Origin of the sequence: Mesorhizobium sp. LSJC269B00 (assembly GCF_000502815.1) — a bacterium.
In the GTDB taxonomy this organism is placed as follows: domain Bacteria; phylum Pseudomonadota; class Alphaproteobacteria; order Rhizobiales; family Rhizobiaceae; genus Mesorhizobium.
The window spans coordinates 185,121-205,929 of the sequence record NZ_AYVN01000008.1 but is presented as its reverse complement, the minus strand read 5'-3'; the positions used below and the strand labels follow the sequence as shown (position 1 = coordinate 205,929).

The following is a 20,809-nucleotide window of genomic DNA, read 5'->3' as shown; positions in this document are numbered from 1 at the left end:
TTTACGGTCGGCTTTGAGGAGGACGGGTCGAGGGGTTTGGGGGGACTTGGGGGGTGACCCGTCGCACATAAAACTGCCTGATCCGCATGATGGTTCCATGACTTGGAAAATAATTATTGGGTTGCCGCACTTTTTCTCGCGGCCAGCCAGTCGCGCCCCGCATGGGCGAAAACCGCGCACAGTACTATGGCGCCGCCGATCAGGCTGGCGGCCGGCGCGATCTCGCCGAGGAACAGGAAGGCGAACAGGATCGCAAACGGCACTTCGGCGGCACCGAGAAGGCCGGACTCGGGCGCAGGGATCAGCCGCGAGCCTTCCGTCCACAGGATCGACGCCGCCGCAAACGATCCTCCGAAGGCGACGAGCAGCACGGCGTCGCGAGCAGAAATCGCCAGGGGGTCGGTGACGAACCAGCCGAGCACGAACAGCAGAAGCGCCGAGACTGCGCCCGCCCACACCACCGGCGTGTCGCGGAAGGCGCGCACCATGATCATGTAGAGCGCGCTGCCGGCGGTCATCAGCAGCGCGAGCCCATCGCCAAACAGATGACCGCTGCCGAAGCCGGAGCCGACCATCATCGCCACGCCGCACAGCGAAACGGCGGCGGCGGCAAGCGTCTGCGCCCGGAACGGCTCGCGCACCAGCACGAAGGCGAGCAGCGCGGTGATGAAGGGCGCGGTGGCGTAGATGACCGCGACATTGGCGACATAGGTGAATTTGAACGCCGAGATGAAGGCGATGCTGGCCGCGGCGCCCTCGAGGGCCAGCAACCAGCCGCGCCAGCCAAGCCGCAAGCTTTCCCGCCCGCCGGAGCGGCGCCGGCGCCACAGCACATAGAAGGTGATCAGGATCGCGCCGACAAAGCCGCGCCAGCAAGTGATGGTCAGCGGGTCGGCGTGGATCGATTTGGTCAGCACGCCGGTGAGGGCGAAGAAAGCCGCCGAGGCCGCCACCAGCATGATGCCGAGCGTACGCTCGGCAGCGGTATCTGTGGTGCCTGGGCCGTCGAGCGCTTCCGTCATCTCAGCAGCCTATCCGTCTTCTCCTGCCACCATGCTGTCAGCACGGGGTACTCATAGCCGCTTGCGGAAATGCTCGTTGCCGATGATCAGCAGGCCGGCGCCGACGATCAACGCCGCCCCCAGAAACACCTCGCGACGCGGCACGTCGCCCCAGATCGCAAAGCCGAGCCCGAAGGCCCAGACCAATGAGGTGTATTCGAACGGCGCCACGATCGACACCGGCGCCCGCTTCATGCCTTCGAACAGCATAAATTGCGCCACGCCGCCGAGCGCGCCGACGCTGATCAAAAGCAGCAACTGGCGCCAGTCCGGCATCTGCCAGACCAACAGCGCCGGCACCGTGGAAAACACCAGGAAGTAGAAATTGTTGAGCACAAGCTGGATCAGCGTGCGCTCGGCCAGCGCCGTCTTGCGCAACAGGACCACTGCAATGCCCCACAGCACTGCCGCAGCCAGTACCAAGAGCATCGGCACGGACAAGCCGAGACGAGTGGGATCACAGGCGATGAAGACGCCGACGAAGCCGATGAACACCGCCAGCCAGCGCAACAGCGGCACCTTTTCGCCAAGCATCACCACCGACAGCACGGTGACGATGATCGGGGCGGCGTAATAGATGGTGGTGAGTTCGGCCAGCTGCAGGGAGCGGGCCGCGTTGTAGTAGCAGAGCCAGGCGCCGAGCGTGAAGGCGCTGCGCACCAGCATCGGCCGCACGATGGGCGAGCGCATTGTGTCGGCAAAGATGGGCGGTCCGCCGATTGCAGCACAGCCGATAAGCACAGCGATCGAGCGGAAGAACATGATCTGCCAGACGCTGATGCCGACGACCAGAAGCTTGATCGCGGCGTCCTGCGTCGAAAACAGGAAATAGGCGCAGCCGGTGAACAGGATGCCGGCAAGCACCCTTTCGCGGGTTTCCAGAATGGCAATATCGGCCATGCGGCGTGTCCGGCGCTGTCAAGAGGACGAAGAAGAAGCCTGCCCCAATCAGGCTCCCATTGCAGGCTATACGGGCGAAAGCCTGCGGGGCGCTACGCCAGTGGCAAGCTTGCGTTGGCGCAGCCTGGCCGACAGCGTGGGCACGCCGTTCACTGTGTTGCCTGGTAGAGCTCCGAAGCGGCCTCCTTCAGGGCGCGCCGGCCGCCCGGCCTGAGATACATCATGTGGCCGCCCTCGATGACGTCGAGACGGATAGGTTTTGCCCCGCCGAGCGTCGGGATTTGGCTCACCAGATAGCGTGAGGCCAGATAGGGAGTGACCAGATCGGTGTCGCCGTTGACGATCACCACGCCGAGCCCCGGGTTGAGCGAGCGCGCCCGCTGCAGATCGTCCATCACCCCGGCATAGCCTTGCCGCGAGCCGCCATAGTCCCAGGCGTGGGTCACATCGCCATTGAGCAACCTGTAGCTGACATCGGTGCGAAAATTCAGCTCGTCGCGCGCATAACCGACAAAGGCCGAGGTCAGCGCCGGCACGCTGCGGTCGAGCACCGGATCCGGGCCGGCGCTGCGGGCGCTCTCCGGGGCGATGTCGCTGGTGGCGATGGTGCCGTCATACGGGCTGAGCACTTTGCCACTGGCGCGCTGGAATTCGCGCGCGAACAGGCCGGCCGGGATGCGGGCGAAATTGCGCTGCACGAGGTCGAGCGGCAGGCCGGTGATCTCGGCCACGCGCTGGCTGGCCAGCCGCCCGCCCTGTTCCAGCCCGCCGGTCAGAGCCGTGAGGTAGTCGCCCAGCGCATACTTTTCGACCTCGGCGAGCTTTTCGCGCAGTGCTCCGCCGCTGAGGCCTTCGCTGCGCAGGCGCACCGCCGCCATCGAGGGCAGTTCCAGCGCCCAATGCAGCGGCTGGAATTCGTCGGGCAGCACCAGCGTGAACTCCAGTGCAGGCGAGATCAGCACGATGCCGTTGGGGCTCAGGCCGACATCTTCCTGCAGGGTCCTGGCGAGAAGTGCCGCGCGGAACCCGCCATAGCTTTCGCCGGCAAGGAAGAGCGGCGATCCGGTGCGGCCGTTCTGGGCGAGATAGAGCCGGATGAAAGCGCCGATCGAACTGGCGTCCTGGCTGACGCCCCAAAAATCTTTTGTGTCCTGGCCGGGGGCCTCGCGGCTGTAGCCGGTGCCGACCGGATCGACGAAGACGAGGTCGGTCATGTCGAGCCAGCTGTCGGGATTGTCGATCAGCTTTTGCGGCGGCGGCAGGAATTGGCCATCGGCGCCGGTCGCGACGACACGCGGGCCGAGTGCGCCGAGATGCAGATAGGCGGATGCCGCGCCCGGGCCGCCATTGAAGACGAAGGTGATGGGGCGAGCCTTCTCCGCGCCCGCCAGTGGCGGCAGCGTATAGGCGACATAGAAGATTTCCGCGGTGACCTCGCCCTTGCCGGATAGCAGCGACAGCGTGCCGGCCTTAGCCTGATAGTCCAGCTTGCGCCCGGCAATGGTGATTGAATGGCTGGTCGTCTGCGGTGCCGGCAGCAGCGACAGCACGCCGCCGGCAGGGGCGGGGCGCTCGGGCGTTTCGGCGAGGACTGGCTGCGCGAAGGCTGCAAGCGCCAACAGGGTAAGCGAGATCAGTTTCAGCTTGAACGGCATGATGACTCCGCGGGAATGACTCTGCTTAGGTATGGCTGGGGCGGTCGAAGTCAAAGTAACTCTTCGCGAGCTAGCGTTCCTTCACGCCCCCTCTGTCCTGCCGGACATCCCCCACAGGGATGGAGATTGGATGTCGCGACCGCCTTCGCTAATCGCCGGCGTAGAAAGCGCCATCGGCGGAGCTGCAGATCTCCCCCCTGTGGGGAGGTGGCCGGTAGGCAGAGGGGGCGCTGTCTCGCCGGCATATCAGTGCTATCAAAGCGCGACGGACTCGAAAAGGAATGCAACATGGACGCCACCGCACTCAAGGCCATGCAGGCACCGATCAAGGAGGCTTATCGCGACGATTCCTCTCGAGCGCTGATCACGCTTCGCGCCAAAGGCTCCATCGACGACCAGTCGATTGCCTGCAAGGTCGAGACGGGCAGGGCGCTGGCGGTCGCCGGCCTGCATCCGGCGACCGGCGGTTCCGGGCTCGAATTGTGTTCGGGCGATATGCTTTTGGAGGCGCTGGTGGCGTGCGCCGGCGTGACGCTGAAGGCAGTGGCGACGGCGCTGGAATTCAGGCTTGGCGCAGCCACCGTCGAGGCCGAAGGCGATCTCGACTTTCGCGGCACGCTGGGCGTGGCCAAGGACGCCCCCGTGGGCTTTGGCGCCATCCGGCTGAATTTCAACCTCGACACGGATGAGCCGCAGGCGCGCATCGATTCGCTCATCAAGCTGACCGAACGCTATTGCGTGGTGTTCCAGACCATCAACAGCAAGCCGGAGCTGACGGTGAGTGCGCGCGCCTGATCTCCCCCCTTGAGGGGGAGATGTCGCCGAAGGCGACAGAGGGGGTCGGGCCGACTGGACGCGACGCCCTTTGTGCGGAAGGAGGTTGGCACTCTACGCGAGGCGACCCCCTCTGGCCTGCCGGCCATCTCCCCTCGAGGGGGGAGATTGCGCTACTGCGCCGCCGGCTCTTCCGCATCACCCTCATCGGTGAAAGGCGAGGCGCTCGGCACGCAGTTCACCGCCCAGCCGGCCGGCGTCGGCTGCTTCTGATATTCGGTGATGGCGTTGGTGCACTGTTCGCGGGTGTCGAAGGTGCTGGGCAGCACCACCATGCCGCCTTGCGGGCCGGCGATCACCAGGTACCAGACCAATGCTACGCTGGGAGCAGCCATGGGAATTCCTCGCTTTGCTGGGTGTCGGAGTCGGTTGACCCTAGCAACTCCCGGCTGATGGCGAAAGCAGGGCGATGGGGGAGGGACCTGCCGGACCATCACAGACCCGTGAACGAACCGCTCCCAGACGTCTCTCAGTTCGCGGCAAAGCAGTAGAACAGGCCGTCGCCGCCGGTGCCTTTCAGCGCCTCCTGGCTGCAGCCGCCGCGCGAGGCATGCGAGGAGTTCCAGGATTTCGCCGCCGCCGACTCATCAAGGCCGGTGCGGTCGTGATGGCCCATCATCGCCGCGCCCTCCGCGCCGCTCAAGGTCCAGTCGCCGCAGGTCTGGTCGGCGAGCTTGGTGCCGTCAGGCTTCGAGCCGGTCAATATGTCGTGCCGGTTCGGCTTGTCGCCGCGGCCATTGACCACTTGGCCCTTCTCGGTCAGCGCCGTCTGCTTGTTGATGGCGTTGGCGTCGCTGTGCAGCGAGGCGACGTCATCGGCAATCTTCTCGCCCTTGGCGTTGACCCAGGGACCCTTGCCGATACGGTCGCGCGCATCGACATTGGCGCTCGAGAGATAGGCGTGCCATTCCTTGCCGGTAACCCCAGCCGCTTCCGCCAGCGAGGCGCAATGCGCGTCGGCACCCTTGAGACCGCCGAGATCGGCGCCCTTGCCGGAACCGACGCTGGTGACGAAGAAACTCATCTTTGCGTCTTGCGCCAGCGCCACGCCGGCTGTGGCGGCAATCGCGGCGGCGGCAACGAGAAGAAGTCTACGCATGTCGGTCCTCCGGTTTCGAATGTCCTACATTCGAAGAAACGTAACTGGGGGCCTGTTTAATCCCGCTACAACCCGGTTTATTCCGGCTGCCGGTAGGCGACGAAGCGGTTGTTCTTGACCTGGAAGATCAGCCCCGTCTCTTTCAGCTCGGGGCTCGCCAGCGGCACGATGCGTTTTGCAACCTCTGAGGGGTGCGGCAGCGTTTCCGGATCCTCGCCGGGCGCGGCCTGTGCACGCATGGCGGTGCGGGTGGCACCGGGGTCGACGGCATTGATGCGGAGCGCCAGGCTCTGCGTCTCATGCGCCCAGGAACGCGTCATGGCTTCCACAGCCGCCTTCGACGCCGCATAGGGCGCCCAGAAGGCGCGCGCCGAATGCGCGGCCCCGGACGACATGAGAATGGCGCGGCCGGCGTCGGACAGCCTGAGCAGCGGGTCGACCGAGCGGATCAGCCGCCAGGTCGAGGTGACATTGATGGTCATAACCTTCTCGAAGGTTTTGGCCTCGACATGGCCGATCGGCGAGATGACGCCGAGCACACCGGCATTGGCCACCAGAATGTCGAGCTTGCCCCAGCGCTCGTGAATGGCGCCGCCCAGCCGGTCGATGCCGGCCATGTCTGAGAGGTCGAGAGGCACCAAAGTCGCTTCGCCCTTGCCGGTTTTCGCGCGCTCGGCCTTGATCTGGTCGTCGAGTTCTTCCAGCCCGCCGACGGTCCGGGCAACCGCAATGACATGCGCGCCGGCGGCGGCAAGTTCCCTGGCGATGAAGTAGCCGATGCCGCGCGAGGCGCCGGTAACGACCGCGACGCGGCCGGAGAGGTCGAGGGTCATGCGAGCGCTTTCAAGGATAGCAGTTGGGCTTTACGCCCCGTTGTTCGCCAGCAGCGACAGCGTGCGCACATTGTCGTGGCCTTCGAAGTCGAGCAGGCGGGTCGGGTACTGGCCGGTGAAACAGGCGTCGCAGAATTGCGGCTGCTCATTGTCGCGGCTGGCTTCGCCGACGGCGCGGTAGAGCCCGTCAATGGTGAGGAAGCCGAGCGAATCGACACGGATGAACTCGGCCATTTCCTCGATCGACATGCGCGATGCCAAAAGCTTCGACTTCTCCGGCGTGTCGACGCCGTAGAAGCACGACGCGCTGGTCGGCGGCGAGGCGATGCGCATATGCACTTCCTTGGCGCCGGCGTCGCGCACCATCTGCACGATTTTCTGGCTGGTGGTGCCGCGCACGATCGAATCGTCGACCAACACCACGCGCTTGCCCTCGATCATCCGGCGGTTGGCGTTGTGCTTGAGCTTGACGCCCATATGGCGGATCGAATCGCCGGGCTGGATGAAGGTTCGGCCGACATAGTGGTTGCGGATGATACCGAGTTCGAAGGGGATGCCTGCCGCCTGGGAGAAGCCGATTGCCGCCGGCGTGCCGGAATCCGGCACCGGCACGACGATATCGGCCTCGACCGGGCTTTCCTGCGCCAATTCGGCGCCGATACGCTTGCGCACTTCGTAGACATTGCGGCCTTCGACCGAGGAGTCCGGGCGGGCGAAATAGACATATTCGAAGATGCAGAAGCGGGTCTTCTGCGGCTCGAAGGGGAACAGGCTCTCGATGCCCTTCGAGGTCACCACGACCATTTCGCCGGGCTTCAGGTCGCGCACGAAGCGGGCGCCGATAATGTCGAGCGCGCAGGTTTCGGAGGCCAGGATCCAGGCGCCGTCGAGGTCGCCGAGCACCAGCGGGCGGATGCCGAGCGGATCGCGGCAGCCGATCATCTTCTTGGAGGTCATCGCGACCAGCGAGAAAGCGCCTTCGACCTGACGCACGGCGTCGATGAAGCGCGAATTCAAATCGCGTTCCTTACTGGTGGCAACGAGATGCAGCAGCGTCTCGGTGTCGGAGGTCGACGAGAAGATCGCGCCCTGCTTCTGCAGCGCGCGCTGCACGGTCATGGCGTTGGTGAGATTGCCGTTATGGGCGACGGCGAAGCCGCCATCGGCGAGTTCGGCGAAGAAGGGCTGGATGTTGCGCATGCCGGCGCCGCCGGTCGTGGCATAGCGCGTGTGGCCGATGGCACGGTTGCCTTGCAGGCTGTCGATGACGTGCTGCTTGGTGAAGGTGTCGCCGATCAGGCCGACATGGCGTTCGACATGGAACTGCGTGCCGTCATAGGAGACGATGCCGGCCGCTTCCTGGCCGCGATGCTGCAGCGCATGCAGGCCTAGCGTTACGATGGCCGCAGCGTCCTGCCGGCCGAAAATGCCGAACACCCCGCATTCGTCGTGGAAATGATCGTCTGCTTCGGCGGAAAGCACGTCGTCCGCGTCTGCCTTCGAAACTGCCATGGGGCTCAAGCTCCGCTAAAATGGCCATATAGTGCGATAGCGCCGCGAAAGCAACGTAGTCAGGCCGGAACTGCCGGGATGGCGCCTGTCCGGCACCATCCGTCCGTATCAGTTTGCCGGCGCGGCCGGAGCCGGAGCAGCGGGCGCGGGTGCGTTATCGGCCGGAGCGTCGGTCTCGTCGTCGGGCGCCGGCGTATCGTCACCGGTTGCCGGAGCATCCGCCGCCGGTGCATCGGCCGCCGGAGGCGTCTCGGCTGCCGGCTGATTCGGATTGAGCTTCTTCAGGATGGCGTTTTCCGGATCTTCGGGCAGCAGGCTTTCCAGCTTGGCGCCGATGGTCTCGAGCAGCGGCTTCGACTTGGCGTTGGCGATCCAGGCAGGGGCCTTGGCGCCGGCCAGCCAGTTGAAGAACAGTAGCGCCACGGCGACTACGAGGACGCCGCGCGCGGCGCCATAGAGGAAGCCCAGCGTACGGTCGAGCGCGCCGATCCTGGAATCGATGATCCAGTCGGCAAGCTTCATGGTGATGACGGAAACGACGATCAGCGCGATGAGGAAGACGATGCCGGCGGATGCCGCCATGGCGATCTTGTCGCTTTCGACATAGGGCTGAACGTAAGGCAGCACCGGCTTGTAGAAGAAGAATGCCGCCGCGGCGGCAGCCGCCCAGGACACGACGGACAGGATTTCGCGTGACAGGCCGCGAACCATGGCGAGCATCGCCGAGACCAGGGTGAAGCCGACGAGAATTCCGTCCAGCAGCGTAATCGGCATGTCTTTCGCCCCACTCAGATTGTCTTTTCACGGCTCGGGCGAGCCGCGTCAATCTTCCACGTCGACACGGCTGCGCCGTGAGCCGGCTATGCGTGCGACGAGATCGGCAAGTTCGGTCGGCTGGAAAGCGCCGGCCCCGATCCCCCCGACAACCTCCTCGCTGCCCAAGGGCAGAACCGCACTTCCAAAACCCAGCTTTTCGGCCTCTTTAAGGCGCTGCTGCGCATGCGCAACCGGCCTCACTGCGCCCGACAGGCTGATTTCGCCGAAATAGACGCAATCGGCGGGAAGGGCAAGACCGGTGAGCGACGAAACCAGTGCAGCGGCAACCGCCAGATCGGCCGCCGGCTCGGAAATCCGGTAGCCGCCGGCGACGTTGAGGTAGACATCGTGGGTGCCGAAGCGCACGCCGCAATGGGCTTCGAGTACGGCAAGGATCATCGACAGCCGTGCGCCGTCCCAGCCGACGACGGCACGGCGCGGCGTGCCCAATGTGGACGGCGCCACCAGTGCCTGGATCTCGACCAGCACCGGACGTGTCCCTTCCATGCCGGCAAATACCGCGGCACCCGGCGATTTTGCGTGGCGTTCGCCGAGGAACAGCTCCGACGGATTGGCGACCTCGCGCAAGCCCTTGTCCGACATCTCGAAGACGCCGATCTCGTCGGTCGGCCCAAAACGGTTCTTCACCGTGCGCAGGATGCGGTAGTGATGGCCGCCTTCGCCTTCGAAATAGAGAACGGCGTCGACCATGTGCTCGACGACGCGCGGACCGGCGATCTGGCCTTCCTTGGTGACATGGCCGACCAGCACGATGGCAGCACCGGTGGATTTGGCGTAGCGGATCATCGCTTGCGCCGAGGCGCGCACCTGGGTGACGGTGCCGGGCGCCGAGTCGGCCATGTCGGTCCACAGCGTCTGGATGGAATCGAGGATGACGAGGTCCGGCCTTCTGCCGTCGGCTATTGTTGCCAGGATATCCTCGACATTGGTCTCCGCGGCAAGTTCGACCGGCGTGTCGGCGACGCCAAGCCGCTGCGCCCGCAGCCGGATCTGCGCGACAGCCTCTTCGCCCGAGACATAGACGATGCGGTGGCCTTTTGACGCCAATGCTGCTGCGGCCTGGGTAAGCAGCGTCGACTTGCCGATGCCGGGATCGCCGCCGACCAGCAGCGCCGAGCCGCGCACGAAACCGCCGCCGGTGGCGCGGTCGAGTTCGCCAATGCCGGAGATGATCCGCGGCGCATCCTCGATGTCACCGGACAGGCTGGTCAGCACCACGGCGCGGCCCTTGCGCGCATTGCGCGTGTTGGCCGGTCCCGAGCCGATGCCGCCGGACGTGCCTTCCTCGACGAGTGTGTTCCACTCGCCGCAGGCATCGCATTTGCCGGCCCAGCGCTGGTGCACCGACCCGCAATTCTGGCAGATGAACTGGACGCGCGATTTAGCCATGGAGTGATGCTGCCTGCAAATGACCGAAGGAGGGTGATCTTGCACACCCCCCTCTGTCCTGCCGGACATCTCCCCCGCAAGGGGGGAGATTGGCTATCGTCGCTGCTTTCGCCAATCCCCAACGTCGCAAGATGAGCGCCATTCGCAAAGCTGCTGATCTCCCCCCTTGCGGGGGAGATGGCCGGCAGGCCAGAGGGGGGTGTGACGGAGCGCTGCGGTAGGCCAAAAAGCTACTCGAACCTCTCCGCAATATGATGCTCTTCGGCGAGGTCGGAAAACCGTGTGAACTCGCCATGGAAGGCGAGGCTCACCGAACCTGTCGGGCCGTGGCGCTGCTTGGCGACGATGACTTCGGCCTTGCCGCGCATCTCGTTCATCTCGTGTTCCCACTTGATGTATTCGTCGGTGCCGGGCTTCGGTTCGCGGTTCTTCAGATAATATTCCTCGCGGTAGACGAACATCACCACGTCGGCGTCCTGCTCGATCGAGCCGGATTCGCGAAGATCGGACAGCTGCGGGCGTTTGTCTTCGCGGCTTTCGACCTGACGCGACAGCTGCGACAGCGCGATGATCGGAACGGAGAGTTCCTTGGCCAGCGCCTTGAGGCCGGTGGTGATCTCGGTGATTTCCTGCACCCGGTTCTGTGACGATTTCGCGCTCGACCCCTGCATCAGCTGGATATAGTCGATGACGATGAGGTCGAGGCCGCGCTGACGCTTCAGCCGCCGCGCCCGCGCCGACAGCTGCGCGATCGAGATACCGCCGGTCTGGTCGATGAACAGCGGGATCTTCTGCATGGTCTGCGAGCAGGCGACCAGCTTTTCGAAATCCATCTCCGAAATCTCGCCGCGGCGGATTTTTGACGACGAAATTTCCGTCTGTTCGGAAATGATGCGGGTGGCGAGCTGCTCGGACGACATTTCCAGCGAGAAGAAGCCGACGACGCCGCCATTGGCTGCCTTGAACGAGCCGTCGGCCTGCTGCGCCGGCTCATACATCTCGGCAATGTTGAAGGCGATGTTGGTGGCGAGCGACGTCTTGCCCATGCCCGGACGGCCGGCAATGATGATCAGATCCGACGCCTGCAGGCCACCCATGCGGCGGTCGAGATCGCGCATGCCGGTGGCGAGGCCCGACAAATGGCCGTCGCGCATATAGGCGGCGTTGGCCATGTCGACGGCGGTCTTGACCGCGTCGGTGAAGCTCTCGAAGCCGCCATCATAGCGGCCGGTTTCGGCCAGTTCGAACAGCCGCCGCTCGGCATCCTCGATCTGTTCGGACGGCGCCATGTCGACCGGCGCGTCATAGGCGATGTTGACCATGTCCTCGCCGACGGTAATCAGTGCCCGGCGCGTGGCCAGATCGTAGATGGCGCGGCCATAATCGGTGGCATTGACGACGGTGACGGCTTCGACCGCCAGACGAACCACATATTGCGCCACCGTCATGTCGCCGACCTTCTCGTCGGCCGGCAGGAAGGTTTTCAGCGTGATCGGCGTCGCCACCTTGCCCATGCGGATTAGCTCGGCCGCGACCTCGAAGATTTTCCGGTGCAGCGGCTCGTAGAAATGGCCGGCCTTGAGGAAGTCGGAGACGCGGTAGAAGGCATCGTTGTTGACGAGGATGGCGCCGAGCAGCGCCTGTTCGGCCTCGATGTTGTTCGGCGCTTCACGATAAAGCGGTTGCTGCTCCGCCACGCCGAATTTTCGCGCTGCCTCTGCCATGATGTCCCCGATTTTGATCCCGGCTTCTCGATATCAGAACGAGATAAATCGGTGCTGACCTTTCTGCATCACCGCACGACCAATCAACCTCGATGCCCCGTTTGTTCACAGGGGCGGCAAACCGTCCACAGAAGAGTGTTTCCGCGCCCCGATTCCGGTTGACTCAGAAAGGCGCTGACTTTTATCCGAGTCGTTGGAACAGAGCAAGAACAATCTCGGTGATTATCCGCTTCTTCCGTCCAATGTATCGCCCCAGTCCAGTCGCCGCGCTACCTTGAACAACTCGCCCTCGCGCTTGGTGAAAAGTGTCTCGCCGGCGCCGCCATCCGGCTGGCACAGTTTGAGCAGCACCTTGCCGGAGCCCGATTTCGGCGGCGCAATCACGCGCGGCTGACGTGCAGGCGCGGGTTGCCGCGAAGCCGCGACGTAGATGAATTTCTCGTCCTCCCACGGCACGTCGGCGTCCTTGGCCAGGCGATGCAGGCGCGAGCGGGCGACGCGGCGCGAAAAATGACACCAGTCGGGCGGCTCAAGCGGGCAGGGCGCCTCATGCGGACAAGGCGCCAGCACATGCGCCCCGGCCTCCAGCAATTGCCTGCGCACTGCCAGGATGCGCTGCCAGCCGGCCGGTGTGCCGGGCTCGACGGTCAGCAGTGTGTCGCCGGTCAACTGCCAGAGCCGGCCGACAAGCTTCGGCAGCGATGCCGGCGCGATCTCGTCCAGCACATAGGCGCAGGTGACCAGATCGGCAGGCTTGAGATCGGCAAGGTCGATGGTCACGTCGCCGGCGCGCCAGTCCATCCTGGTGGCGATGGTATCAAGGGCGAGCGACTGGCCAACCTTGCGCACCGCGGCGCTTGCTTCAACCAGAACCGCCTCTTCGAGGTCGGGCCACAGGTCTGTAGTGGCCCAAAGCACCGTGCCAGGACCGGCGCCGACATCGAGCAAGCTCGTTGGCTGGAAATCGGGCCGCGCATAGGCGAGTTCGTCGAGACCGGCCCGTACCGCCGCGTAGGTCGCCGGCAGCCGCGTCGCCAGATAGGCTTTTACCGCCATCTCTTCGGCCATGTGCAGGCGGCCGTCGCGCAATTCGGCGCGGTAGCGGTCAGACAGCGTCTTCGCCGCCTGGCGCAGCACCGCCAGCGGTATCGTTTCGAGCAGGCGCTCGACGCCTTGTCGCAGCGAGGCGGGGAGTTCCACGCTCAGGCTCCGCGTGCCGCGAGCACCGAGGCGCCGGCGAACTCGACAAGGGTGGTGGCGATGGTGGGCAGGCAGGTCATTAAAAAGGTCTCGCGAGAACGAGACCTTTTTCAGTGTCAGAGCCGTCAATGGCAAGCGGCAATCGCAATCGAGGCGTTATTCGCGATCCGCCACCTTGCGACGGCGCGCTGGCTTGGCCGCAACGGACCTGACAGCAACGGACCTGGCAGGCACAGACCTGGCGACAGCAGGCTCGGCGGCCGCCGCCTCCTGACGATGCCCCATTTCGCGCATTTCGAGCGCCTTTTCACATTTGGCCATGTAGTCGCGCGTCACCGGCAGCGTGTCGTTCTTCTTGGCGATCTGGATCTGGAAGATCACCAGATCCTGCCAGCGGAAGGCGGCTTCCGAAGCCGCCAGATAGAACTCCCACATCCTGCAGAAGCGCTCGTCATAGATGGCCTTGGCCTTGTCGCGGTTGGCGGCAAAGCGCTGGCCCCAATGCTTCAGCGTATCGGCATAGTGCAGCCGCAGAATCTCGATGTCGGTGACTACAAGGCCCGACTTCTCGATCGCCGGCATCACCTCCGACAGCGAAGGAATGTAGCCGCCCGGAAAAATGTACTTGCGGATGAAGGCGCTGGTCGCCCACGGCACGCCGGAGCGGCCGATCGTGTGCAAGAGCATGACGCCGTCGGGCTTCAACAACGTCGCCGACTTGTCGAAGAAGGTGCGGAAGTGGTTGACGCCGACATGCTCGAACATGCCGACCGAGACGATGCGGTCGAAGCGTTCGTTGAGTTCGCGGTAGTCCTTGAGGTCGAAATGCACGCGGTCCTGCAAGCCTTGCGCATGCGCCCGGTCGGTGGCGACGCCGTGCTGCTCGGTCGACAGCGTCACGCCTTGCACGTCGACATCTAAAGCCTTGGCGAGATAGAGGCCGAGCCCACCCCAGCCGGAGCCGATATCGAGCACGGTCTGGCCGGCCTTCAGCCTGAGCTTGGCGGCGATATGGCGTTTCTTGGCCATCTGCGCCTCGTCGAGCGTCATGTCCGGCTGTTCGAAATAGGCGCAGGAATACTGCATGTCCTCGTCGAGGAAGAGCCGGTAGAGGTCACCCGACAAATCATAGTGGCGCTGCACGTTGCGGCGCGCCCGCGATGCGGTGTTGATCTGCTGCAGGCGGCGAAAGGCGTGGCGAAGGCCCTCGATGGCCTTCGACCAGGTGGCGTCGATACCGCCGCTGCCCATGTTCTGGAAGGCGATGCGCATCATACCCAGTACGCCGCCCTCGATGATGTCGAGTTCGCCGTCCATGTAGGCTTCCGGCACGGCCAGCATCGGATCGAAGGTAATGGCGCGCTCGGCATGCGCGGTCTTGATGTGCATATGCACCGGCTCGCCGCTGCCGTCGCCGAAAACCACTGTCGAGCCCTTCGGCCCGGTGACTTTCAGATTGCCCGTACGCACCAGGCGGTCGAGAACGCGTTTCAACAGAATATTCATCACCAAATGTCCCCTCACGGTCAGACTGGCGGACCAATTCTGCAACAATATATAGGGGTTCGAAAAGTTCCATTTGGCACAAAAATGCCCGGGCGAGAGGCCCGGACATTGGTCCAGAAAGGCTGGATGACGAGGAAGTGATTGGAGCGCTGCTCCCCTCGCTTCCCGATCAGGCCCCGTGCGGGATCAGGCGTTGTCTTCTTCGCCGCCTTCGAACTCGGTGTTCGGGTCGAAGAAGTTCTCCGGCCGTGCGTTGTCGTTGATGTCATCGCCATAGATGGCTTCGGCGGTGGTCAGCGTCTCGCCCTTGGCCTGGCGCTCGGCTTCGTCGGCCGTGCGGGCGATGTTGAGGCTGATGGTGACCTCGACTTCCGGATGCAGCGCAATCGCCACATTGGTGACGCCGATAGTCTTGATCGGCTGATTGAGCTGGATCTGGTTGCGGTTGACCGAGAACCCTTCGGCGGTCAGCAGGTCGGCGATGTCGCGGGTCGACACCGAACCGTAGAGCTGGCCTGTCTCGCCGGCCGAACGTACGGCGATGAAGCTCTTGCCGTCGAGCTTTTCGGCAACCTGGCTGGCTTCCGACTTGCGCTCGAGGTTGCGGGCTTCGAGCTGCGCGCGCTGTCCTTCGAACTTCTTCTTATTGGCTTCGTTGGCGCGCAGCGCCTTGCCCTGCGGCAAGAGGAAGTTGCGGGCAAAGCCGTCCTTGACCTTGACGGTATCGCCCATCTGGCCGAGGCGGGAAACGCGTTCGAGAAGAATCACTTGCATGGTTTTGTTCCTTCGTCTGGGCACCGACCGCGGGATCGGCGCCGAATTGAATGGAACAGGTCAGGAAGCTCTGAGCGCCTTGGCGCCGGTGTCGCTGTCCTGCCTGTCGCGGCAGTTAGAGGCTTTTCACCTCAACTCGGGATTTCAATGCATGTCGCCAAGAGTGGTCCCGGTTTTGGGACAACGACATGCATCATCAAATTACCCCTGCGGCGCCCGTCGCCGTGGGAGAAGGAAGCAGGCGGCGAACCGCCCGCTCGAAAGTCTTAGCGAACCACGTAGGGCAGCAGGCCGAGGAAGCGGGCGCGCTTGATCGCCTTGGCGAGTTCGCGCTGCTTCTTCTGGCTGACGGCGGTGATGCGCGACGGCACGATCTTGCCGCGCTCGGAAATGTAGCGCTGCAGAAGACGCACGTCCTTGTAGTCGATCTTGGGCGCGTTGGCGCCGGAGAAAGGGCAGGTCTTGCGGCGGCGATGGAACGGGCGCCGGGTCGGGATCTGATTGATGTCGACCATTATTCTGCACCTCCTTCAACGCCTTCGCGCGGACGGCGCGGACCACGATCGCCACCGGCGTCGCCAAATGAGCGCGGCGGACGATCGCCACGGTCGCCGCGATCACGGTCGCCGAACGAGCGCGGACCACGATCACCACGGTCGCGGTCGCCGAAGCCGCCGCGTTCCGAGCGCTCTTCGCGCTTCTGCATCATGGCCGACGGGCCTTCCTCATGCGCCTCGACCTTGACGGTCAGGAAACGCAGCACGTCCTCGGACAGGCCCATCTGGCGCTCCATCTCGTTGAGCGCTGCCGGCGGGCAGTTGAGGTCCATAAGCGTGTAGTAAGCCTTCCGGTTCTTGTTGACCCGGTAGGTGAGGGACTTCAGTCCCCAGTTCTCGACCCGGCCGACGGACCCGCCATTTGCGGAGATGACGCCCTTGTACTGTTCGACAAGCGCATCGACCTGCTGCTGCGAGAGGTCCTGCCGGGCAAGGAACACATGTTCGTATAGAGCCATAGTGGTTCAGTGCCTTTCTTCGTTTCTCTCCCGGATCCTCGCGGCAAAAGCCTCTGCAACTTCTCTGACCCGCTGATCCCGAGGGGGCGGGGAAGAAAGGAGCATTTCGAGACGGTCGAGAGCGGAGACACGGGAGGCGGAAGCGCTTCTGGCTTCACACGAAGGTTTTGGGTAAAACCTCCGGCCCTCCGTTCAGCCCCCAGCAAGGACCGGCAGATTGCGGGCGTCTATATAGCAAATTGGCTGGAAGGCAAGGGTAACGCATGCTCCGGACAGCGTCCTGGCGTCGCAGGGTTGGAAAAATACCAGGCATCAACTCGTATGCGGGGTACGACCGTTGATCGTTTCGGGGAAGAAGTCCGGGGCCGCCTTACGCTTGCCGAACATCATGTCGTATTGCAGCAGGCGGAAATCGTTGATCGCCGGATCAACATCCTTCTGCCGCGCCCAGTCCGGCGTGGCCTCACCTGACGGTGTCAGAAGCAGATTGCGGTCGACGACGCGATAGCGTTCGCGCAGCGCGCCCAGGAAGCCGGTGTAGTAGGGGTGCGTGATCCCGGCCGTCGTAAGGATATGGTAGGGCAGGAAGGCTGGGCTCACGGCGCCCATATCCTGCGCCGGACCGGTGCGGTTAGACCAGATGACCAGCGGCGTCTGATGATGCTCCAGTGCCGCCTCGGGCGTCGGTTCCTTGCGCGGCGCGACATTGTCCTTCAGGTAACCGGTTTCGACATAGACGGGGCCGAGCGGCGGCAGATGGTCGCCGAAGAAGGCGATGACCGTCGGCCGCTCGCGCTTCTTCGCCCATTCGATCAATCGCTCGAGGCCACGGTCGGCATCGGCCGATCCCTCGGCGTAGCTGAGCAGCGATTCCCGCGCCCACGTGCTGATCGGTGCCACGACCTTGTGGGTCGGATTGTAATAGCGGTACGGCTCGTAGGGACCGTGGTTCTGCAGGCTGACGGCGAAGAAGAACACCGGCCGCTCGCTGGCGTCGGCCTCTGCGATGATCTCGTCGGTCATCGACGCATCGGAAGCCAGCGGCCCGCGCTTTTCCAGTGGCGGCAGCGTCTCTTCCGAGCGGAAATCGTTGAAACCGAAATCGGCATAGACGGCGCCCCTGTTCCAGAACCAGTTGGTGCCCGGATGGATGGCGCGCGCCCGGTAGCCCTCGCTTTTCAGGAAGGTCGCCAGCGACGGCGTCGGCGTGCGCACATATTGCTGGTAGGGGATCGAGCCCGCCGGCAGGAAGGCATTGGAAAAGCCGGTCAGCGCCTCGAATTCGATGTTGGCGGTCATGCCGCCGAATTCCGGCGAGAACATATAGCCGGAACGCAGCGCCCGCACATTGGGGATCGGGTCAGGCGTGATTGTGACGCCGGGCAGCTTGGTCGGATCCCAGAAAGATTCACTCATCACCACGATGATGTCGGGTTTCTCATCCGGTACCGAGGCCGTCACATCAGGCCTGTCGATCGCGTCGATCGCCTTGTCGGAATAGCCCGCCGGCGCCGAGACATGCGCCATCGGCACGTTGAGCGCGAAGGCCAGCGCAAACCCGTTGGAGGCGTAGTTCTCCTTCTGGTCCCACATGATCGGGATGATCTGCAGCCGGTCGCGGGTCCACGAGAAGGTGGCGTAGTCCATGATCGAGACGAAGAAGGCGAGCAGCGGCACTGCCAGCGTCAGCCGCGCCAGCCGCCCTTTGCGGCTGAGGATCGGAACCTTGCGGCGCCACAACCGCCAGCCATAGATCAGCAGCGACAGGCCGGCGACGATGCCGACCGCCATGGCGAGCGCCGTCCAGGGCCGCTCGCGCACCAGGAGCGGCATCAGTGCCATGATCTGGCGCGAATAAAGAAAATCGGTTGGGTAGAGCGGATCGCCGAGATAATGCGACTTCTGATGCCCGACAAAGGCCAGCGCCAGCGTCAGCGGCGCCACGATCATCAGGCTCTGGTGACTGCGGCCAAGCACGGCGTCCAGTCCCATCAGCACCAATGCAAAGACAATGATGGTGGTCCAGCCCGGCTTGAATGGCTGCAGGAAGAAGTCGACTGTGCCGAAGAAGTCGCCGCGCACGATCCATTCGATGGCGAACACCAGGATGGCGGAGGCAAGCAGCGTGACCAGACCGTAGCGGATGACCGGCCATCTGCGCCCCGGCAGGTAGCCGGTGGACGGATCGTCTTCCAAGAACTGTGGCGCGGGTACGGCCGCGCCCTTCCTGATCCTAGCCACGTCTCTTCCCCCGGCCCAAGCAACGCGCATTTCCACTCGCGCCACCGTTCTGTCATAGAACTGTCATGCAAAAGCTAGCGCCTGTGGCGAAAATAAGAAGAGCCAGCAAACGATTCGTGAGCGGTTTTCATCAGGTGTGATCGGCAAAAAGCCTTTGGGAACAGGGACTCGAGGTCAGCTCCAGTTCAAGCGAGAGCCGAAATGCCGCCTTCGGGCTTGACTTGACGGTCCGCCTTGCGTCACAGGCAGGAAAAATCAGCCGCTGGAGAGCGCCCAAATGGCCGTCGCATTCACCTTTCCGGGACAGGGCAGCCAGGCTGTCGGCATGGGCAAGGACCTCGCCGACGCCTTCCCCGAGGCACGCAGGGTGTTCGAGGAAGTCGATGATGCGTTGGGCGAAGAGCTGTCGAAACTGATCTGGGAAGGCCCGGAAGAGGCGCTGACCCTGACTGCCAATGCCCAGCCGGCGCTGATGGCGGTCTCGCTGGCGGGAATCCGCTCGCTGGAAGCGCGCGGCTTTTCGCTGAAGGACAAGGTTGCCTACGTTGCCGGTCATTCGCTCGGCGAATATTCCGCCCTTGCCGCGGCCGGTTTCGTTTCGGTCGCCGATGCTGCCCGGCTGCTGCGCATCCGCGGCAACGCCATGCAGGCGGCGGTGCCGGCCGGCGAGGGCGCCATGGCGGCGATCATCGGACTGGAACAGCCCGACGTCGAAGCCGCTTGCACCGAGGCCGCAACGGGATCCGGCAAGGTCTGCCAGATCGCCAACGACAATGGCGGCGGCCAGCTGGTGATCTCCGGCGCCAGGGCGGCGGTGGAACTCGCCGCGAAACTGTGCACCGAAAAGGGCGCCAAGCGGGCGCTGATGCTGCAGGTCTCCGCACCCTTCCATTCGGCGCTGATGGCGCCGGCGGCCGATGTCATGCGCGAGGCGCTGGCCGGGGTGACCAAGAATGCACCGGTGGTGCCCGTCGTCTCCAACGTCACTGTAGTCCCGACCAGCGACCCCGACGAGATCGCGCGCCGCCTGGTCGAGCAGATCACCGGCCGCGTGCGCTGGCGCGAAACGGTGGAGTGGTTCGGCGCCAATGGCGTCGCCACGCTCTTTGAGATCGGCGCCGGCAAGGTGCTTTCCGGCCTGGCGCGGCGGATCAGCCGCGACATCGCGACATCGGCCGTCGGCACGCCGGCCGATGTCGAGGCGGCGCTGGCCGCGCTTGCATAATCCACTGGCGATTCAACCCCTCCCGTGGGAAGGGTGTTCTCTTAAGATCAGGAGACGAAAATGTTCGAACTGACCGGCCGCAAGGCGCTCGTCACCGGCGCATCGGGCGGCATTGGCGAGGCGATTGCCCGGGTGCTGCATGCGCAAGGCGCCATTGTCGGCCTGCACGGCACCCGCATCGAGAAACTGGAGACCCTGGCCGGCGAACTCGGCGACCGGGTAAAGCTGTTCCCGGCCAATCTAGCCGACCGTGACGAGGTCAAGGCGCTTGGCCAGAAGGCCGAAGCCGAACTCGAAGGCGTCGACATACTGGTCAACAATGCCGGCATCACCAAGGACGGCCTGTTCGTGCGCATGGCGGACGCGGATTGGGACAGCGTGCTGGAGGTGAACCTCACCGCCGTGTTCCGGCTGACCCGCGAGCTGACCCATCCGATGATGCGCCGCCGCCATGGCCGCATCATCAACATCACCTCGGTGGTCGGCGTCACCGGCAATCCTGGCCAGACCAATTATTGCGCCTCCAAGGCCGGCATGATCGGCTTTTCCAAGTCGCTGGCGCAGGAGATCGCCACCCGCAACATCACCGTCAACTGCGTCGCCCCGGGCTTTATCGAATCGGCCATGACCGACAAGCTCAACGACAAGCAGAAAGACGCGATAATGGCCGCGATCCCGACGCGCCGCATGGGCACGAGTGTTGAAGTGGCGTCGGCCGTCGCCTATCTCGCCTCCAACGAGGCAGCCTACGTCACCGGCCAGACCATCCATGTCAACGGTGGCATGGCCATGATCTGACAGGATATTGCCGGGTGATAAGAAGACATGGCCGGCTTGTGAAAAGAGACCATTTCGCCTTGGACCTCAGCCATTTTTCGTGTAATGCGGCCCGCAACCCGGCGGTTCGGGCAAAAACCGGTCCGGCATCGTTGCGTTTCCGGCAGGACCATCTTTCAGCTTGATTAGCGGCATTCTGCCCGCTAACGAAGACAGACAAACAAAAG

At 64.1% G+C, this 20,809-nt stretch carries 19 protein-coding genes; 3 read left to right on the top strand and 16 right to left on the bottom strand.

What is annotated here, in order from left to right; genetic code table 11:
• Positions 1–113: 113 nt before the first annotated feature.
• The 3 genes from X771_RS144820 to X771_RS144830 form a co-directional block, all read right to left on the bottom strand.
• The gene (locus tag X771_RS144820; RefSeq protein WP_023689124.1) at positions 114–1,022 is read right to left on the bottom strand and encodes a DMT family transporter; all 909 of its coding nucleotides are present in this window, start codon (positions 1,020–1,022) and stop codon (positions 114–116) included.
• 51 nt (positions 1,023–1,073) lie between these two features.
• A complete protein-coding gene (locus tag X771_RS144825) occupies positions 1,074–1,961 on the bottom strand; it encodes a DMT family transporter (protein WP_023689123.1) in 888 nt (295 codons plus the stop codon).
• Positions 1,962–2,110: 149 nt separating this feature from the next.
• Complete coding sequence (locus X771_RS144830) at positions 2,111–3,616, bottom strand: alpha/beta hydrolase (protein WP_023689122.1); 1,506 nt, start codon at positions 3,614–3,616, stop codon at positions 2,111–2,113.
• A 288-nt stretch (positions 3,617–3,904) separates the two neighbouring features.
• On the opposite strand from X771_RS144830, the gene X771_RS144835 reads away from it, so the two are divergent.
• Positions 3,905–4,411, top strand: a complete 507-nt coding sequence (locus X771_RS144835) for an OsmC family protein (RefSeq protein ID WP_023689121.1) — start codon at positions 3,905–3,907, stop codon at positions 4,409–4,411.
• Between the two features lie 152 nt (positions 4,412–4,563).
• On the opposite strand, the gene X771_RS144840 is transcribed toward X771_RS144835, so the two are convergent.
• The 13 genes from X771_RS144840 to X771_RS144900 all read right to left on the bottom strand — a co-directional run bounded on the left by X771_RS144840 (position 4,564) and on the right by X771_RS144900 (position 18,580).
• On the bottom strand, positions 4,564–4,785 hold the full coding sequence (locus X771_RS144840) for a hypothetical protein (RefSeq protein WP_023689120.1): 222 nt from the start codon (positions 4,783–4,785) through the stop codon (positions 4,564–4,566).
• A 134-nt stretch (positions 4,786–4,919) separates the two neighbouring features.
• A complete protein-coding gene (locus X771_RS144845) occupies positions 4,920–5,549 on the bottom strand; it encodes a hypothetical protein (RefSeq protein WP_023689119.1) in 630 nt (209 codons plus the stop codon).
• A gap of 77 nt (positions 5,550–5,626) precedes the next feature.
• Positions 5,627–6,382, bottom strand: coding sequence for an SDR family NAD(P)-dependent oxidoreductase (locus X771_RS144850; protein WP_023689118.1), 756 nt, complete (start codon positions 6,380–6,382; stop codon positions 5,627–5,629).
• Positions 6,383–6,412: 30 nt separating this feature from the next.
• Positions 6,413–7,894 (bottom strand): amidophosphoribosyltransferase, encoded by a 1,482-nt coding sequence (gene purF / locus X771_RS144855; protein ID WP_023672714.1) that lies wholly within the window; start codon positions 7,892–7,894, stop codon positions 6,413–6,415.
• A gap of 108 nt (positions 7,895–8,002) precedes the next feature.
• Positions 8,003–8,668 (bottom strand): CvpA family protein, encoded by a 666-nt coding sequence (locus X771_RS144860; protein ID WP_023672715.1) that lies wholly within the window; start codon positions 8,666–8,668, stop codon positions 8,003–8,005.
• Between the two features lie 48 nt (positions 8,669–8,716).
• On the bottom strand, positions 8,717–10,120 hold the full coding sequence (gene radA / locus X771_RS144865) for a DNA repair protein RadA (RefSeq protein WP_023672716.1): 1,404 nt from the start codon (positions 10,118–10,120) through the stop codon (positions 8,717–8,719).
• Between the two features lie 230 nt (positions 10,121–10,350).
• The gene (locus tag X771_RS144870; RefSeq protein ID WP_023672717.1) at positions 10,351–11,844 is read right to left on the bottom strand and encodes a replicative DNA helicase; all 1,494 of its coding nucleotides are present in this window, start codon (positions 11,842–11,844) and stop codon (positions 10,351–10,353) included.
• Positions 11,845–12,066: 222 nt separating this feature from the next.
• Positions 12,067–13,044, bottom strand: coding sequence for a small ribosomal subunit Rsm22 family protein (locus tag X771_RS144875; protein ID WP_023689116.1), 978 nt, complete (start codon positions 13,042–13,044; stop codon positions 12,067–12,069).
• A gap of 156 nt (positions 13,045–13,200) precedes the next feature.
• Positions 13,201–14,550, bottom strand: a complete 1,350-nt coding sequence (locus X771_RS144880; RefSeq protein WP_023689115.1) for a cyclopropane-fatty-acyl-phospholipid synthase family protein — start codon at positions 14,548–14,550, stop codon at positions 13,201–13,203.
• A 186-nt stretch (positions 14,551–14,736) separates the two neighbouring features.
• Positions 14,737–15,324, bottom strand: a complete 588-nt coding sequence (gene rplI / locus X771_RS144885; protein WP_023672721.1) for a 50S ribosomal protein L9 — start codon at positions 15,322–15,324, stop codon at positions 14,737–14,739.
• 266 nt (positions 15,325–15,590) lie between these two features.
• Positions 15,591–15,839, bottom strand: coding sequence for a 30S ribosomal protein S18 (rpsR, locus tag X771_RS144890; RefSeq protein ID WP_006203718.1), 249 nt, complete (start codon positions 15,837–15,839; stop codon positions 15,591–15,593).
• Positions 15,839–16,339, bottom strand: a complete 501-nt coding sequence (gene rpsF / locus X771_RS144895; RefSeq protein WP_023672722.1) for a 30S ribosomal protein S6 — start codon at positions 16,337–16,339, stop codon at positions 15,839–15,841. Before rpsF ends, rpsR begins: the two co-directional genes overlap by 1 nt.
• A 312-nt stretch (positions 16,340–16,651) precedes the next feature.
• Positions 16,652–18,580 (bottom strand): LTA synthase family protein, encoded by a 1,929-nt coding sequence (locus X771_RS144900; protein WP_023689114.1) that lies wholly within the window; start codon positions 18,578–18,580, stop codon positions 16,652–16,654.
• A gap of 277 nt (positions 18,581–18,857) precedes the next feature.
• On the opposite strand from X771_RS144900, the gene fabD reads away from it, so the two are divergent.
• Both fabD and fabG read left to right on the top strand, forming a co-directional pair.
• On the top strand, positions 18,858–19,805 hold the full coding sequence (gene fabD, locus X771_RS144905; protein WP_023689113.1) for an ACP S-malonyltransferase: 948 nt from the start codon (positions 18,858–18,860) through the stop codon (positions 19,803–19,805).
• A 60-nt stretch (positions 19,806–19,865) separates the two neighbouring features.
• Positions 19,866–20,603 (top strand): 3-oxoacyl-[acyl-carrier-protein] reductase, encoded by a 738-nt coding sequence (gene fabG, locus X771_RS144910; RefSeq protein WP_023685686.1) that lies wholly within the window; start codon positions 19,866–19,868, stop codon positions 20,601–20,603.
• Positions 20,604–20,809 lie beyond the last annotated feature (206 nt).

Excerpts from the sequence above, each read along its gene's own strand:
- X771_RS144820 (WP_023689124.1), bottom strand. The coding sequence starts at position 1,022 with ATGACGGAAGCGCTCGACGGCCCAGGCACCACAGATACCGCTGCCGAG.
- X771_RS144825 (WP_023689123.1), bottom strand. The coding sequence starts at position 1,961 with ATGGCCGATATTGCCATTCTGGAAACCCGCGAAAGGGTGCTTGCCGGC.
- X771_RS144830 (WP_023689122.1), bottom strand. The coding sequence starts at position 3,616 with ATGCCGTTCAAGCTGAAACTGATCTCGCTTACCCTGTTGGCGCTTGCA.
- X771_RS144835 (WP_023689121.1), top strand. The coding sequence starts at position 3,905 with ATGGACGCCACCGCACTCAAGGCCATGCAGGCACCGATCAAGGAGGCT.
- X771_RS144840 (WP_023689120.1), bottom strand. The coding sequence starts at position 4,785 with ATGGCTGCTCCCAGCGTAGCATTGGTCTGGTACCTGGTGATCGCCGGC.
- X771_RS144845 (WP_023689119.1), bottom strand. The coding sequence starts at position 5,549 with ATGCGTAGACTTCTTCTCGTTGCCGCCGCCGCGATTGCCGCCACAGCC.
- X771_RS144850 (WP_023689118.1), bottom strand. The coding sequence starts at position 6,382 with ATGACCCTCGACCTCTCCGGCCGCGTCGCGGTCGTTACCGGCGCCTCG.
- purF (WP_023672714.1), bottom strand. The coding sequence starts at position 7,894 with ATGGCAGTTTCGAAGGCAGACGCGGACGACGTGCTTTCCGCCGAAGCA.
- X771_RS144860 (WP_023672715.1), bottom strand. The coding sequence starts at position 8,668 with ATGCCGATTACGCTGCTGGACGGAATTCTCGTCGGCTTCACCCTGGTC.
- radA (WP_023672716.1), bottom strand. The coding sequence starts at position 10,120 with ATGGCTAAATCGCGCGTCCAGTTCATCTGCCAGAATTGCGGGTCGGTG.
- X771_RS144870 (WP_023672717.1), bottom strand. The coding sequence starts at position 11,844 with ATGGCAGAGGCAGCGCGAAAATTCGGCGTGGCGGAGCAGCAACCGCTT.
- X771_RS144880 (WP_023689115.1), bottom strand. The coding sequence starts at position 14,550 with ATGAATATTCTGTTGAAACGCGTTCTCGACCGCCTGGTGCGTACGGGC.
- rplI (WP_023672721.1), bottom strand. The coding sequence starts at position 15,324 with ATGCAAGTGATTCTTCTCGAACGCGTTTCCCGCCTCGGCCAGATGGGC.
- rpsR (WP_006203718.1), bottom strand. The coding sequence starts at position 15,839 with ATGGTCGACATCAATCAGATCCCGACCCGGCGCCCGTTCCATCGCCGC.
- rpsF (WP_023672722.1), bottom strand. The coding sequence starts at position 16,339 with ATGGCTCTATACGAACATGTGTTCCTTGCCCGGCAGGACCTCTCGCAG.
- fabD (WP_023689113.1), top strand. The coding sequence starts at position 18,858 with ATGGCCGTCGCATTCACCTTTCCGGGACAGGGCAGCCAGGCTGTCGGC.
- fabG (WP_023685686.1), top strand. The coding sequence starts at position 19,866 with ATGTTCGAACTGACCGGCCGCAAGGCGCTCGTCACCGGCGCATCGGGC.